General features: G+C 52.9%; 13 protein-coding genes. 4 read left to right on the forward strand and 9 right to left on the reverse strand.

Translation table 11 applies throughout. From position 1 onward, the window contains the following. Positions 1 to 17: 17 nt before the first annotated feature. A complete protein-coding gene (locus Q4E93_RS13410) occupies positions 18 to 2,720 on the reverse strand; it encodes an AsmA family protein (protein ID WP_303585955.1) in 2,703 nt (900 codons plus the stop codon). A 66-nt stretch (positions 2,721 to 2,786) separates the two neighbouring features. Here Q4E93_RS13410 and Q4E93_RS13415 point away from each other — a divergent pair, with 66 nt between their 5' ends. Both Q4E93_RS13415 and Q4E93_RS13420 read left to right on the forward strand, forming a co-directional pair. Further along, on the forward strand, positions 2,787 to 3,374 hold the full coding sequence (locus Q4E93_RS13415; RefSeq protein WP_303585957.1) for a TrmH family RNA methyltransferase: 588 nt from the start codon (positions 2,787 to 2,789) through the stop codon (positions 3,372 to 3,374). Further along, positions 3,371 to 3,865 (forward strand): TlpA disulfide reductase family protein, encoded by a 495-nt coding sequence (locus Q4E93_RS13420; RefSeq protein ID WP_303585958.1) that lies wholly within the window; start codon positions 3,371 to 3,373, stop codon positions 3,863 to 3,865. Before Q4E93_RS13415 ends, Q4E93_RS13420 begins: the two co-directional genes overlap by 4 nt. Positions 3,866 to 3,870: 5 nt before the next feature. Here Q4E93_RS13420 and Q4E93_RS13425 read toward each other — a convergent pair whose 3' ends face one another. From Q4E93_RS13425 to miaB, 8 genes are all read right to left on the reverse strand, one after another. After that, a complete protein-coding gene (locus tag Q4E93_RS13425) occupies positions 3,871 to 4,497 on the reverse strand; it encodes a thioredoxin family protein (RefSeq protein WP_303585959.1) in 627 nt (208 codons plus the stop codon). A 44-nt stretch (positions 4,498 to 4,541) separates the two neighbouring features. Beyond that, positions 4,542 to 5,525: a YihY/virulence factor BrkB family protein gene (locus Q4E93_RS13430; protein WP_303585961.1), complete on the reverse strand. Its 984-nt coding sequence runs from the start codon at positions 5,523 to 5,525 to the stop codon at positions 4,542 to 4,544. A gap of 25 nt (positions 5,526 to 5,550) precedes the next feature. Beyond that, entirely contained in the window at positions 5,551 to 6,735 is a 1,185-nt protein-coding gene (mltG, locus tag Q4E93_RS13435; protein WP_303585963.1) for an endolytic transglycosylase MltG, read from the reverse strand. An 81-nt stretch (positions 6,736 to 6,816) separates the two neighbouring features. Continuing rightward, on the reverse strand, positions 6,817 to 7,110 hold the full coding sequence (gene secG / locus Q4E93_RS13440; RefSeq protein WP_303585965.1) for a preprotein translocase subunit SecG: 294 nt from the start codon (positions 7,108 to 7,110) through the stop codon (positions 6,817 to 6,819). Position 7,111: 1 nt separating this feature from the next. Then, positions 7,112 to 8,365 (reverse strand): DUF8458 domain-containing protein, encoded by a 1,254-nt coding sequence (locus tag Q4E93_RS13445; RefSeq protein ID WP_303585967.1) that lies wholly within the window; start codon positions 8,363 to 8,365, stop codon positions 7,112 to 7,114. A 17-nt stretch (positions 8,366 to 8,382) separates the two neighbouring features. Beyond that, the gene (lptE, locus tag Q4E93_RS13450; RefSeq protein ID WP_303585968.1) at positions 8,383 to 8,913 is read right to left on the reverse strand and encodes an LptE family protein; all 531 of its coding nucleotides are present in this window, start codon (positions 8,911 to 8,913) and stop codon (positions 8,383 to 8,385) included. After that, complete coding sequence (locus Q4E93_RS13455) at positions 8,897 to 10,141, reverse strand: sigma-54 interaction domain-containing protein (protein ID WP_303585970.1); 1,245 nt, start codon at positions 10,139 to 10,141, stop codon at positions 8,897 to 8,899. The genes lptE and Q4E93_RS13455 overlap by 17 nt, the downstream gene beginning before the upstream one ends. Positions 10,142 to 10,145: 4 nt before the next feature. Beyond that, positions 10,146 to 11,564 carry a tRNA (N6-isopentenyl adenosine(37)-C2)-methylthiotransferase MiaB gene (gene miaB / locus Q4E93_RS13460; protein ID WP_303585972.1) on the reverse strand — a complete coding sequence of 473 codons (1,419 nt, stop codon included), beginning with the start codon at positions 11,562 to 11,564 and terminating at the stop codon, positions 10,146 to 10,148. A gap of 90 nt (positions 11,565 to 11,654) precedes the next feature. Here miaB and Q4E93_RS13465 point away from each other — a divergent pair, with 90 nt between their 5' ends. Both Q4E93_RS13465 and Q4E93_RS13470 read left to right on the forward strand, forming a co-directional pair. Next, positions 11,655 to 12,548 carry a serine hydrolase gene (locus Q4E93_RS13465; RefSeq protein WP_303585974.1) on the forward strand — a complete coding sequence of 298 codons (894 nt, stop codon included), beginning with the start codon at positions 11,655 to 11,657 and terminating at the stop codon, positions 12,546 to 12,548. A 255-nt stretch (positions 12,549 to 12,803) separates the two neighbouring features. Then, on the forward strand, positions 12,804 to 13,280 hold the full coding sequence (locus tag Q4E93_RS13470) for a hypothetical protein (RefSeq protein ID WP_303585975.1): 477 nt from the start codon (positions 12,804 to 12,806) through the stop codon (positions 13,278 to 13,280). Positions 13,281 to 13,339: the final 59 nt, after the last annotated feature.

Raw genomic sequence — 13,339 nt, forward strand, 5'->3', positions numbered from 1 at the left:
TTTGCAAAAATAGGCATTTATCCGGCCTTTTTCTTGTTGAACAACCCATTCAATAACCCCTTCCCGGCATCCTGCGCCTTTTTCTTCGTATCATCAAGGGTCTCGGATTTTTTGCCCGTCGTATCCTTATTTCCCAGCAGCTGGTTCTTCAGGGCAGTGCCGGCATCCTTCAATGCCTGCTTACCCACCGCCTGTGCGGTATCCTTCAGCTGCTGCTTTGCGCTATCCACCCTGGCTTTCACCAGGTCCGTGGCCTGCTGTTTCAAACCATCCGCGGTACCTGCCAGCGCACTTTTCAGATCCATCTTCAGGACTGGGCTGGTCATCGTGCCGCCTACCTTTACCGGCAGGGCCACCTGGTCATTCATCTTTACATTGACGCCCTTGGATCCGGCCTTAGCCACCAGGTCATTCACCACATTGTTGGCTTGCCCTCCCAGCAGGCTGCGGGGCAGCTTCATCGCCACATCATAATCCAGCGTCTGATCAAAGCCGTGAGATCCGCCCACTTCCATATCGATGTCCTTAACTTTTACGTGGAAGGGATCTACGATCACCCGGCCATTTTTAAATGAAAAAGCAGTTTTGATATCCTTTACCGGGATATCCTTCAACTGGTCCAGGTGAAGGGCCTGCGCCAACTTGTCCGTAGGAGCAAAATCTTTCAGCGCTCCGTCCACCAGCAGCACGGTGCCATTACCGTTCAGTGTTTTGAGATCCGGTTTCATATCGCTCCCCAGCACTCCGTCCATCGTCAGCCTGCTGCTGAACTTCCCCGCGATATATTTACCGGCAGGCATCAGCTTCTGCACGGAGTTGAAAGCATAAAAGGTCTTCTGCACGTCCAGCTTTTGCAGATCATAGGACATGGCGAACACGGGCGTTTTCTTGCTGATCTTCGTGGAATAAGCGCCGTTCAGGACCATCAATCCGTCCAGCCCTTCCGCCCGCACATTCTCCAGCTTCACCGTCTCGTCGGCGATCCGCAGGTTGCCCGACACCTGGCGCAGGTCCAGGTTGCCGTAATGGATCTGGTCCACTCCCGCATGGAGCGTAAAGTTAATATTGGCAGGTACGGCAAACGCTTCGCCTGTAGCTCCGGTGTGTGCCGCGGCAGTGTCCGTTTTCACAGCCGTGCTGCCGCCGGCGCCGGTGGTTCCCATCAACTGATCCAGGTCCACCAGGTCCGCCTTTACATTCAGCGAGCCATCCAGGGGCTGGTGCTGCAGCATATAGGCGAGCAGGTTATTCAAGACGCCGCCTGCCTCGAAATGTGTCTTGCCATAGCCGCCCTTCAGCTCATTTAACGTAACGTTCTTCGGGTTGAAGGTCAGCAGCAGATCCTCTATGCTGATGGGGGTAGGGTAGGGCGTCGAGGCATAGGAGAAGCCGGTCAGACCCAGCGTACCGCCGGCGTCAAATTTTTCATACTGCTGTTTTTGCACGGCAGAAAGATTGCCGCGAACATGCATATCCGCATTCAATACGCCTGCCAGACGGGTGCCAGCCTCCAGCTTCACGAATTGGGCCACTTTTGCCAGGTCCAATCTGCCCTTGGCGGCTGCATCGATATACGGGTCGCTCACCGGCGTCTTCAGCAGCATCCGGAAATCGAATGGCGTCTCTTCCATTTCGATATGTCCCTGAGGTATCTCCACGACCGTATGGTCGGTGACCCCGTCCGGGTTGTCCGTCTTCACCACCAGGTTGATATTTTTCACAGGCTTGGGCAGATCCGGGTATTGGAAGAAGCCATTCTTTACCTCCAGGTCCACATGATAGGCCGGGATATGCTTGCTGTCATACCTGCCTTTTACAGACCCTGCCAGGCTGGCCTGTCCGCTGGTCTTGATGCCCGCAAAATCTTTTGAATACATGGCTGGCACCAGGGAAAGGATACTTTTGAAATCCAGGGAAGGACCGTTGAACCGGATATCCATATCATAAGTGCTGTCATTCACCAGCTGAAAAAAACCTTCTGTATGCAGCTTCAGATCATTGATGGTGAGATCGTCGACCTTGAAAGTGTATTTGTTTATTTTATTATCGATTTGAAAGTCCGCCCCCACATTGGCCCGGGTACGAATGAGATAAGGAATGCCTCCATAGTTGAAGCTGAGCGCAGCCGTCTGTGTGCTGGTCTGCAGGACGAATTCATCCGAGGTGAAATCTCCCTTGCCCGAATGGTTCAGTCCAGAGATCTCGCAGCTCATATGGCTGCTGTCATCCTTATAGCTGACATAACCGTCCGTGACCGCATATTGCTGCAGCGCCATTTTGAAAGGCTTGGAAGCACCGGAGGCCGTGGCGGCCGCGGCCGTATCCGGCAAGGTGATGTTCCAGTTCGCATGCCCGTTCTTATGTACGATGGCATGTACCCGCGGATGGTCCACCCGGATGGAATGGATCTTCATTTCACTGCCAAAGACACTGAATAGGTCCAGGGCTACATTGATCCGCTGCGCCGAGACCAGCGTATCTTCGGAGAATTCATCGATACCCGTTACCCGCAGACTATCCAGGGCCACTGACAATCGGGGAAAGTTCCGGAACAGGGACAGGTCCACGTCCGAGAAATCCACTTTGGCCGCGATGTTCTTATTGATCTGTTCTTTGATCAGGCGGGTGATCTTACCTTTAAAAAAAAAGGGAATGGCTACAGCGGTGGCGACAAGCACCAACAGGATGATACCTGTGATTTTAAGCGTTTTTTTGAGCATGGTCATCAGGATATTAGAGAAAGCTAAAATAGAATAAAAAAACTAGATTGCGTAATTTTGGCTCTTATGACCCCCGAAAGAGAAGAAAGGATCCTGAAGGTCCTGGACAAACGACAGGCCGGCATCACCGTCGTCCTGGAAAATGTATTTGATCCTCATAATATCTCCGCCGTCATGCGCACCTGTGACGCCGTAGGGGTACAGGAGATCTATGTGTTGAATACCCGCATCCCCCGTCATAAGAAATGGGGCGCCAAAAGCAGCAGCAGCGCGGCCAATTGGCTCACCGTCCACCAGTTCACAGATGCCGGCGAATGTTTCGCACGCCTGCGCAGTAACTATGACAGGATCTTTACCACCCACCTGGATAGTGAGGCGGTGGGACTTTATGACATCGATCTCACCCAACGGGTGGCGCTGGTCTTCGGCAATGAGCATGCCGGTGTCAGCGAGGAGATCAGGGCCCTCTCGGACGGTAATTTCATCATCCCCCAGGTGGGTATCATCAAATCCCTGAATATTTCGGTAGCCTGCGCCGTCAGCCTGTACGAAGCTTTCCGCCAGAAGCATGCCGTCGGGCACTATGATCAGCGGAGCCTTCCGGAAGGGCAATACAGGAAGTTGGCCAAAGAGTGGAGTAGGGGTATGCTATGAAAAACCTTCTTGCCATACTATCTTTTATCCTGCTGGCATCTCATAAGGTCGCCGACACCCCCGTCATCCTCAAATGGAAAGTCACCGACCTTGAATCCTATATTGCAAAGGCCGATCATCCCCTCATCATAAATTTCTGGGCCACCTTCTGTGTCCCCTGTAATAAGGAGATACCTTATTTTCAAAGCACGGTGGAAAAATACAAACAGCAGGGTGTGGAGCTCGTCCTGGTCAGCCTGGACCTTCCTGATTATTATCCTGCCCGCATTGCCTCCTTCGCGGGAAAGAATGGCTACCAGGCCACCATCGCCTGGCTTGACGAGACCGATGCCGATTACTTCTGTCCCCGCGTCGATAAGCGATGGTCCGGGGGGATACCGTCTTCCCTATTCATCAATAATAAGACTCATTTCCGGAGATTCTACGACAGGCAGCTGACCGAACCCCAGGTGAGCCTGGCCATAAAAGAGATGATCGCTCCTTCCCTCTGAAAATTTCATCCCCTGTTGATCGAACATCCCACCGACCTCGTCTCTTTCACCGACACTTCCTTGCCCTGCAGTGTCTCATCGATCGCGGCTTTCAAATGATGCCGCTTTACCTGACCTGCATCGCCGGGACTGTCGTCGATGGCCCCGTGATACACCAGTTTGCCGGCCTTATCGAACAGGTAGCATTCCGGAGTACGGCTGGCGCCGAAGGCATCCGCAAGAACGCTCTTTTCATCCACCGCATAGACCCACTGGTATCCCTGTGACCTGGCATAGGATTGCATCTCCGCGAAAGAATTGCCGCCGGTGCGATCCCCTTCATTGGCATTCAGGAGCACAACACCCACCTTATTGGATTGGGCATATTTGCAGATCTCATTAGTCCGCGACTGGTTGCGGATCACATAAGGACAAGTATTGCAGGTGAACATCACCAGCAATCCGTTGCTTTGCCTGGCCTCCTGCAGGTTCAGCTCTTTGCCGGAAACATCTTTCACCCGTACATCCGCTTTGGGAATGGGTGCGCCGATAGGAAGGCTTTGTCCGGTAGCATCGCGGCGCGTATGCATTGCCGAGAATGACAAGAACCCCAGCGCAGGCAGCACCAGCCCCTTCATGAGTATTCGGTTCATATTTTTCGGTTTATATAAAGTTTACGTAAAAACCGCTGAAAAACCTACTTCTTTTCCTTCGCCGGCGACCCCTTTACACCGGCGTCCTTCAGGCCGCGCTCTTCCGCAAGTACGCGTAGGTGATGAATGCTTACATTGAGTTCGTAACCAATCAATAATACGAGTGAGTTGAAGTAAATAATGAGCATGAGGATCATGACGGTCCCGATGGAGCCATACACTTTGTTGTAGTTGGCGAAGTTGTTCACCCAATAAGAGAAAACCACGGTAATGATGATGGACAGCGTCGTGGCAAGCAAAGTGCCGGGAGAGAACAGCTTCCATCGTTTATGAACGGCCGGACCGTACTTATAGATGCAGGCGATGGCGAAATAGAACAGGGGGATGATCACCACCCACCGGACTGTCTTGAACAGCCAGCGGGCATTCCGGCCGCGGATATGCATCCACTGCAGCAGGCTGCGCAGCAATTCCGCCTGTGTCACCAGGATGGTGACGGAGCCGATGACCATGAAGAGCACCAGCGAGGTCAGCTTGATGGCCATCCACCTTGTCTCCAACGCATTCCGTTTCGTATTATAAATAAGGGATTTATTAAAGCTGCGCATAATGCCCATCATAGCATTGGAAGAATAAAAGAGTGCCAGCACAAAACCTACGGACAGCAAGCCCACCCGCGGTTTGTCCAGGAAATCCTCCAGGAACTGGCTCACCAGCAGATAGGTATTCTGGTTAGGGGTGATATCTCTCGTCAGGTACAACAGCTGTCGCTTTATCTGTTGGGCGATGGGCATATAGGGGACCAGCGTGCAGATAAAGATCGTGGCGGCAGGGATGGCCGTCAGGAAGCTGAAAGCAATAGAACGGGCCCTGTCATTCAAACCCACTTTCTTGACCTGCCCGTTGAAGAAAGTAGCTACCTCGAACAAAGGAATTCCCTCGAACCCGGGGAGGATGATATGCTTGCTCCTCTCCTGTATCCACCGCACCGGCCGGCTGCTATATATTTTCCTTTCGAGCTTGATCATGATTGGGGTTGCTGTCTGATTTCAGTCAATGTTGCTGCTGCCTATGCTTCGAAGCTCCCGTCGGCTTTTTCTTTACGGCATGAACCTTTCCGTTGTGCGCTGTCTGTCCTTTTTTCACCTGCCCGGAAGGCTGTCCGCCTTTTGAGCTATCCGCGGCGGCCTGCACTGGCTTCCCGTTCTTAATGGCTTCCAAGGAATCCCGGATCGCTTCCTGGGCATGCAGCTCATTCCGGTAAGCATTGGCATTTTCCAGGTGTTCCTTGAAGGTGGCCGCAAAGCTGGTGCCTTTAAAATCCGGCTTGGCCGCAAAGAACAGGTAATCGGTCTTGGGCGCATTCAGCACGGCCAGCAGGGTCTGCTCGGAAGGCGTACAAATAGGTCCTGGCGGCAGCCCCGTATGTAGATACGTATTATAGGGCGACTCCACTTTCAGATAGTTGCTATAGATATGCTTCAGTTCGAAATTACGCATGGAATATTTAATGGTAGGGTCCGCCGCCAGCTTCATGCCTTTGGCCAGCCGGTTGAGATACACGCTGGCAATATTGCCCTTATCGGCCGGCATATTGGTCTCTTCCTCCACTATGGAAGCCACAATATACGCCTGCACAGGCGTAAGCCCTTTTTCCTTAGCCAGCTGCACCCGCTCTGGTGTCCACCAGGCTTTTGAATAGTCAGCCATTTTCTTAATGACACCCGACGGGGTAATATTCCAGAAATACGTATATGTGTTGGGAAGTATCAGCGTGGTAAAGGTATTGGTGTCTGCGCCAAAAGCCGCCAGGGAATCGTTGCTTTCCGAAAAGCGCAGCATTTCGATAGAGTCGCATTCCAGCTTCCTGCCTACCATTCCCGCAAGTCCCTCCTTCGTGCGAAGCTTGCCAATGGTGAAATGCACGGGCGTCTGCCGGCCGTTGCGCAACATCCGGACAATGCCTAGCAGGCTCATGCCTTTCGGGATCTCATATTTGCCCGCTTTTACATTTTGCTTGTAATCCAACCTCCCGGCTACGAAACTGAAGAATGAAGGACTTTTCAGCACGGTGTCTTTTTCCAGCAACGTCATCAGCTGGTCATAGTTCATGCCCGTATGGATATACAGATCGTATTTTTCACGCTGGAAAGCCGTGGCGGGCCCCAGCAGGCGCCAGGCGGCAAAAACGATCAACAGGAGCAGTACGGATACTGAAATAAGGATGATCCTCTTCATAGGTATTTTCGATTGGTGCGTTAAATTATATAAAAAACCCTGCCATATTAAATAGCAGGGTTAGAAATATTTTCAGGGAATTTATGGGCGTGGGGTCTGCTGCGCAGGCGCCGTTGTCTTTTCCTGTCCACGCAGGTTGGACGCCGTAGCCTTGGGTACAAACAGGGCGGAGAAGAGACAGAGGAGCGCTACCACGACAGCCAGCACCCAGGTGCCTTTTTCCAGAACGTCCGTCGTTTGCTTCACACCCATCAGCTGGTTGCTGAATCCGCCAACATTGCCTGCAAGACCACCGCCTTTGGGGTTCTGTACCAGGATGATAAGGCCTAAGAACACACAGGCCACAATGATCAGTAACACAAATAAAAAGGTCATTTCAGATGATTTTTAACTGTTCTATTTTCTCTGCGAAGTACGCACTTTTCTCAGGTTCCAGCAAACTTAATTTCCGGTACATTTCCGTGGCTTTTTCCCGCATGCCCTGCATGGCCAGGACTTCCGCCATGGTCTCCGTAATAACCTCCCTGCGTTCTATGGAGTGGGCGGCGATGGCTTGTACCTGGTGCTCCGCCGCGATGTCGGGGATGATCTCCCTGGTCTTCTGGGGTAACCTTCGCATTACTTTCAGCCAATCCGTAAAGCTTTTCATCTGCTTGCCCAGCTTGTCGGTGGGATTTTCATCCAGCACCAGCCGGATGCCCTGGGACGCAAAATAATCGACGGTGTAATAGGGCTCGAACAGGGGCGCTTCGGGTACTTTTTCGCCAGTATGGTTCTCTCCGGCGACGATCACCGGTTCCGCAGGGTAGTCTGTCCCTTGCCCATGGCCCGGTGCTTCTTCCGTAGCCGCCGGTGCTTCCGGACTAACCTCTACGACAGGAGTACGCGCTTCCGCATGTACTTCTTCAACGGGAAAGCTCGTCTGCTCTCCGCTGCCTGCCGCTTCAACTGGAAATTCCGTCCCTTCCCCATGCGTTTCTCCGGCAACAGGTTCCCCGGCTATGGACGCTTCCGGAGGCGTCAGTTCTTCCGCCTGCTCCAGTGCCAATCCGGCGATCCCCATGGAAGGAGTTTCTTTTTCCTCTACGGCAGCAGCCTGCTCCGACCGCCGTTGCTCCTGAAATTCCGCAATGCTTTTCATCAGCTCATCCGCTGCCGAGGGAGGCCTGGACTCCTCCTGCGTCTCCGCAAGCGGCATTGCTCCGCCCGTTTCATCCGGCTCGCTTTCCGGCGTCACGATGGTATCGATCGTCTCTTCCGTTGGATCTGTCACAGGCGCAAAAACCTCTTCTGCGGGAAGCTCGGCATCGCCTGCTGCATCCCACTGACCTGGAGGGGTGATCTCTTCCTGGATCTCCCGGGGAACAGGCTCTATCCCGCCCGACGGCCGGGCTGCGTCCTGCAGCAGCCATTGCAGCCAGAAAGGATTGGTGAAATATAAATTCGTTTTTTGCGTCTCTTCGTTAAAATTGTCCGCCCCTTCGGCCTGCAGCTTACGCGAAAGAAGGTAGCGACCTACACCGAAGGAAGGATATTCCTCCACTAGTTCTTCCAGCTGCTGACGGGATACTTCTTTCAGCGATTCCGCCTGGAACAGATGCCTGATGATATGTTGCGTGGAAAGGGACATTGGAGCTTGTTTACTTTTTACCAGTTCGAGAAGAGTTTATTAAAGATTTCATCCGTCATATTGGTCACGATCGTCGGCAGCAGTTGCTGTTCCGCATCCGTAATGCTGGTGTTGCCTGAAAAGTCGAAATTCCTCGTCACGTCCGCCTCGAAATCGGCCGGCGCCACGGTCTTACCCGTCGGGTCCAGGTGGTTCTTGAAGATGATGTGCACAGTGACATTGAGACGGTTGGTGGCCACCTGCTGCTGTGAGATACCCGACGTGGTATAGTTATAGTCGGTGATGGTGCCGCTGACATCATAGTCTGCCCCCGGATCCTGGATCTGGGAAAGGCGGGAAGCCTGCTGGTTGATCTTCTGCCGCAGCTTGTCATTGAGCTGGGGCGCCAGCTGCGGATTGATCAGCCGGGCCCTGTTCTCTATATACCCTATATGAATGCTCTTCACCTGTGCAGGGATGGACACATCCTTGAAGGAATAGATCTTGCATGCTGAAAGCCCTGATACCAGGATCAGGGCGCCCGATAACCATTTATTCACTGATATCATATTCTTTTAGTTTCCGGTATAAGGTCCGTTCGCTGATACCCAGGTCACTGGCGGCATCCTTCCTTTTACCCTTGTGCTTTTTCAGCGCTTTTACGATCAGCTCCTTTTCCTTGTCCATGATGTTCAGCGACTCTTCCACCTCTTCATGATGATGGATATCCTCATGTCCATTATTATGGATCATCATAGGCTGTGCGGCTGTCGTGATGGCAGGCGGCTGATATGCGTCCGCCGGCTTCAGTTCCTTCAGCTCATTCAGAAAAGCCGCATGCTGGGACGCATTGAACGAAGGGTTTTGTACGATCTCCAGGAACATTTTTTTCAGTTCCGTCACATCCTTCTTCATATCGAAAAAGAGCTTGTACAGGATCTCCCGTTCGTTCGCGAACTCCGGACTTCCGTTGGAAGCCGTCCCATTGGAAGGCACCACCATCGGCAGCCGGTTGCCTGTCTCCGGTAGAAAACGCCGGAGTGCGGTCGCTGTCACCTGCTTATCCTCCGATAGAACGGAGATCTGCTCGGCAATATTCTTCAATTCGCGGACATTGCCCGGCCATGGATAGTTAATTAACAGATTTTTCGCCTCCTCGTCCAGTTGCACCGGCGCCGTCTTATACCGTTCCGCGAAATCTACGGCGAATTTCCGGAATAGCAGCGGAATATCTTCCACTCTGTCCCGTAAGGCAGGTACCCGGATAGGTACGGTGCTCAGCCGGTAGTACAGGTCCTCCCGGAACTTCCCTTTATCCGTCAGCTCCAGCAGGTCTTTATTGGTCGCAGCGATCACCCGTACATCCGTTTTCTGCACCTTGGACGATCCGACCCTGATAAATTCCCCGGCTTCCAGCACCCGCAGCAGACGGGCTTGCGTACCCAACGGCATTTCCCCTATCTCATCCAGGAAGATCGTTCCGCCATTCACCGTCTCAAAATAGCCTTTCCTGAAATCCACCGCACCCGTGAACGAGCCCTTCTCATGCCCGAACAACTCCGAATCAATGGTCCCTTCCGGAATGGCCCCGCAGTTGACGGCAATGAAAGGATTGTGCTTACGGCCCGACAAGGCATGAATGGTAAGGGAAAATGCCTCTTTACCAACGCCGCTCTCCCCGGCTATCAGAACGGTAAGATCCGTATTCGCCACCTGTGCAGCCACCTGCAAAGCATAGTTCAGGGCCGGCGAGTTACCGATGATACCAAAACGATTTTTAATTGATTGAATTTCCATGTTGCTATATTACTTTTCCGATCAGTGTCGCTCCCGTACAATCTTCCACCCTCACCTGCGCATAATCTCCTTTCTGCAGGCCCAGCTCTCCTTTCGGGAACACCACTACCTTATTTTGACTATTTCGCCCCCGCCAATCGGCGGCGCTCTTCTTTGAATCTCCTTCGATCAGGACCGTGCATATCTTCCCGATATCACGCCGGTTGCTTTCCAGCGAAAGCCTGTTCTGCAGCTTAACGATCTCGTCCAGCCTGCGCTTCTTCACTTCCTCGGGCACGTCGTCCTGGTACCGGCGGGCCGCCAAAGTCCCTGGCCGCTCGCTGTAAAAGAACATATAGCTCATGTCGTACTTTGCATAACGCATCAGCTCCAGCGTATCCTGGTGATCCTCCTCCGTCTCGGTACAGAACCCGGCGATGATGTCGGAACTGATGCCGCAACCAGGCAATATCTCCAGGATCCGGTCCACTTTTGCCATATACCATTCCCTGGTATAGGTCCGGTTCATCAGCTGCAATACCCGCGTACTGCCGCTCTGCACAGGCAAATGGATATATTTGCAAATGTTGTCGTACTTCGCCATTGTATGCAGCACTTCGTCCGTAATGTCCTTGGGATGCGACGTGGAAAAACGCACACGCAGGGCCGGATCTATCAACGCCACCTTTTCCAGGAGCTTTGCAAAGGTCACGATCTCATCCTGGGCTTCATCCACAAAATAATAGCTGTCCACATTCTGCCCCAGCAATGTCACCTCCCTATATCCCCTTTCAAACAGGTCCGCACATTCCCGGACGATGCTGGCGGCATCCCGGCTTCGCTCACGCCCCCTGGTAAAAGGCACTACACAAAAAGAACACATATTGTTGCAGCCCCGCATAATGCTGACAAACCCGGTCACCCCATTGCTGTCCAGCCGTACAGGAGAAATATCCGCATAGGTCTCGTCCCTGCTCAGCAGCACATTCACTCCCTGCTGGCCCGATTCCGCCTCCTCGATCAACCCCGGCAATGTCCGGTAAGCATCCGGCCCTACCACCAGGTCCACCAGCTTTTCTTCCTCCAGGAATTTACCCTTCAGCCGCTCAGCCATACAGCCCAATACCCCGATGAGCATTCCTGGCCTTTCCCGCTTCACCTGACGGAACAAATGCAGCCTGTTGCGCACTGTCTGCTCCGCTTTCTCCCGGATACTACAGGTATTCAGCAATACGAGGTCCGCCTCCAGGTAATTGCCCGTAGGACCAAAGCCCCGCTCGTCCAATATGGACGCAACGATCTCACTATCAGCGAAGTTCATCGCACAGCCATAACTTTCTATATAGAATTTTTTCCGGTGGGCACGCGGTTCCCCTCCGGTGGAAACATAGGCTTCTCCCTGGCGCTCTTCATCATGTGTCCTGCTGGAAAGGGTCTCAGACATCAGGTAAAAAAATTTAGGGACACAAAGATACGACAAGATTTATAATGACAAGTTGGCAGCATGTCCCTACCTTAGGGAAAACATCTCTGCATGATGCGTCTTTGCCTGGCCGCCCTGTTATTGCTCGGTCTCTGTACGTCGCCCTCCCGGGCCCAGTCTCTTTCCGCCGGCGCCTGCCTGCAAAGGATCGACAGCATCTTCCAAACGCAGCAAGGATCTTTCGCCCTGGCTTTTTCCGATCTGTCCACGGGAAGGCAGCTGCTCCTCCATGAGCACGAAACTTTCCATGCCGCCAGCACCATGAAGACCCCTGTCCTGGTGGAAATCTACAGACAGGCAGCCCTGGGGCGACTGAAGCTCTCCGACTCCCTCATGCTAACAAATGAGTTCGTCAGCATCGCCGACAGCAGCACCTACCAGCTGGATTCCGCCGATGACAGCGAGACGGCGCTTTACCGCCACCAGGGTGAGCGGCGTACCATCCGGGAGCTGGTATATCAGATGATCACCGTCAGCAGCAACTTCGCCACCAACCTTCTTATCCAAAAAGTAGGCGCAGCCAACGTCCTGACGACCATGCATGGCCTGAAACTGGATGAAGTGCATGTGCTGCGGGGCGTGGAAGATAACAAAGCCTACCAGAAAGGCCTGAACAATACAGTCACTGCCGCCGGTCTGATGGAATTATTCCGGCTAATGGCCGGAAAAAAGCTGGTGAACCCCGCAGCTTCCGATTCAATGATCCGCGTCCTCCTGGACCAGCAGTTCAACGAGATCATACCTGCCCGGCTGCCGGCCGGCGTAAAAGTGGCCCATAAGACGGGGTCGATCAAAGGGGTCAACCATGATTCGGGGATCGTCTTTCTCCCTGATGGCCGGAAATATGTGCTGGTGCTGCTGTCCAGGGATTTAGTCGATGAAAAGGCCGCCATCAGCGCTATGGCTGCAGTCTCGGAAGTAATTTATAAATATGTCATGCAGTAGCCGTCACCGTAATGACCCGCAATAAAAAGCCCGAACAGGGTCCGGGCCGTACTTACCAAACACAAATAGTCATGGCTGCACCCAATATAATACAAATCTCCGGCTTTTCAAATCATCCCGTAAACAATACCGGCCCCCTGCCCATCGTTCAGATTGCACAAAAAAACACTTAGTCTTTTTGGCCTGAAAATTGTACCCTGAATGCATCGACTTTAGGTCGATCCGGTCCTAGCCACACCGGCCAAAGCCAACTTTATGAAAAACAGTCTGCTGCTAATATCCATCATCTGCCTGGGCGGTATTATACCCGCTTGTAACAAGAGCGACAAACTAACGCCCCTGCTCCCTTCGTCTTCTTTCTCCTTTTCCGCAAATGGCTCGCTGATCAGCTTTCCCGTCAACCAGGCTTTTATCGAGGATGTATATGATACGCATACGACACTGATCACCGGCCAATACCAGGACACCTCCTCGATGAAGGGTAGCATCAGCATTCGTGTTTTCGGTGACACCACCGGCAGATTCCATGGCGACAGCTTGCTGGTGACCTATGTCAGTAGCAGCGGTAAACAATATTACAATAGCAGTGACAGCGGCAATGTCGTGACGATCGATAAGTATGTGAAGAAATACAATGGCGCCGTCAGCGGGAGCTTTTCCGTCAGGGTAGCCAACGGCGCCGAAAGCATCCGCCTCGAACAGGGAATATTTACAGCGCTTTACCAGGAATAAAAAAAAGGCCCTGGTCCGACCTTTGACGGGCCAGGCCTTATATCTGAAATCTGACATTT

The sequence above is a fragment of the Flavitalea plasmicola genome (assembly GCF_030546645.1).
Taxonomy (GTDB): domain Bacteria; phylum Bacteroidota; class Bacteroidia; order Chitinophagales; family Chitinophagaceae; genus Puia.

Coding starts and splice junctions, on each gene's coding strand:
- Q4E93_RS13445 (WP_303585967.1), bottom strand. CDS start 8,365: ATGTCCCTTTCCACGCAACATATCATCAGGCATCTGTTCCAGGCGGAA.
- secG (WP_303585965.1), bottom strand. CDS start 7,110: ATGACCTTTTTATTTGTGTTACTGATCATTGTGGCCTGTGTGTTCTTA.
- Q4E93_RS13410 (WP_303585955.1), bottom strand. CDS start 2,720: ATGCTCAAAAAAACGCTTAAAATCACAGGTATCATCCTGTTGGTGCTT.
- Q4E93_RS13465 (WP_303585974.1), top strand. CDS start 11,655: ATGATGCGTCTTTGCCTGGCCGCCCTGTTATTGCTCGGTCTCTGTACG.
- Q4E93_RS13470 (WP_303585975.1), top strand. CDS start 12,804: ATGAAAAACAGTCTGCTGCTAATATCCATCATCTGCCTGGGCGGTATT.
- Q4E93_RS13425 (WP_303585959.1), bottom strand. CDS start 4,497: ATGAACCGAATACTCATGAAGGGGCTGGTGCTGCCTGCGCTGGGGTTC.
- miaB (WP_303585972.1), bottom strand. CDS start 11,564: ATGTCTGAGACCCTTTCCAGCAGGACACATGATGAAGAGCGCCAGGGA.
- lptE (WP_303585968.1), bottom strand. CDS start 8,913: ATGATATCAGTGAATAAATGGTTATCGGGCGCCCTGATCCTGGTATCA.
- Q4E93_RS13420 (WP_303585958.1), top strand. CDS start 3,371: ATGAAAAACCTTCTTGCCATACTATCTTTTATCCTGCTGGCATCTCAT.
- mltG (WP_303585963.1), bottom strand. CDS start 6,735: ATGAAGAGGATCATCCTTATTTCAGTATCCGTACTGCTCCTGTTGATC.
- Q4E93_RS13455 (WP_303585970.1), bottom strand. CDS start 10,141: ATGGAAATTCAATCAATTAAAAATCGTTTTGGTATCATCGGTAACTCG.
- Q4E93_RS13430 (WP_303585961.1), bottom strand. CDS start 5,525: ATGATCAAGCTCGAAAGGAAAATATATAGCAGCCGGCCGGTGCGGTGG.
- Q4E93_RS13415 (WP_303585957.1), top strand. CDS start 2,787: ATGACCCCCGAAAGAGAAGAAAGGATCCTGAAGGTCCTGGACAAACGA.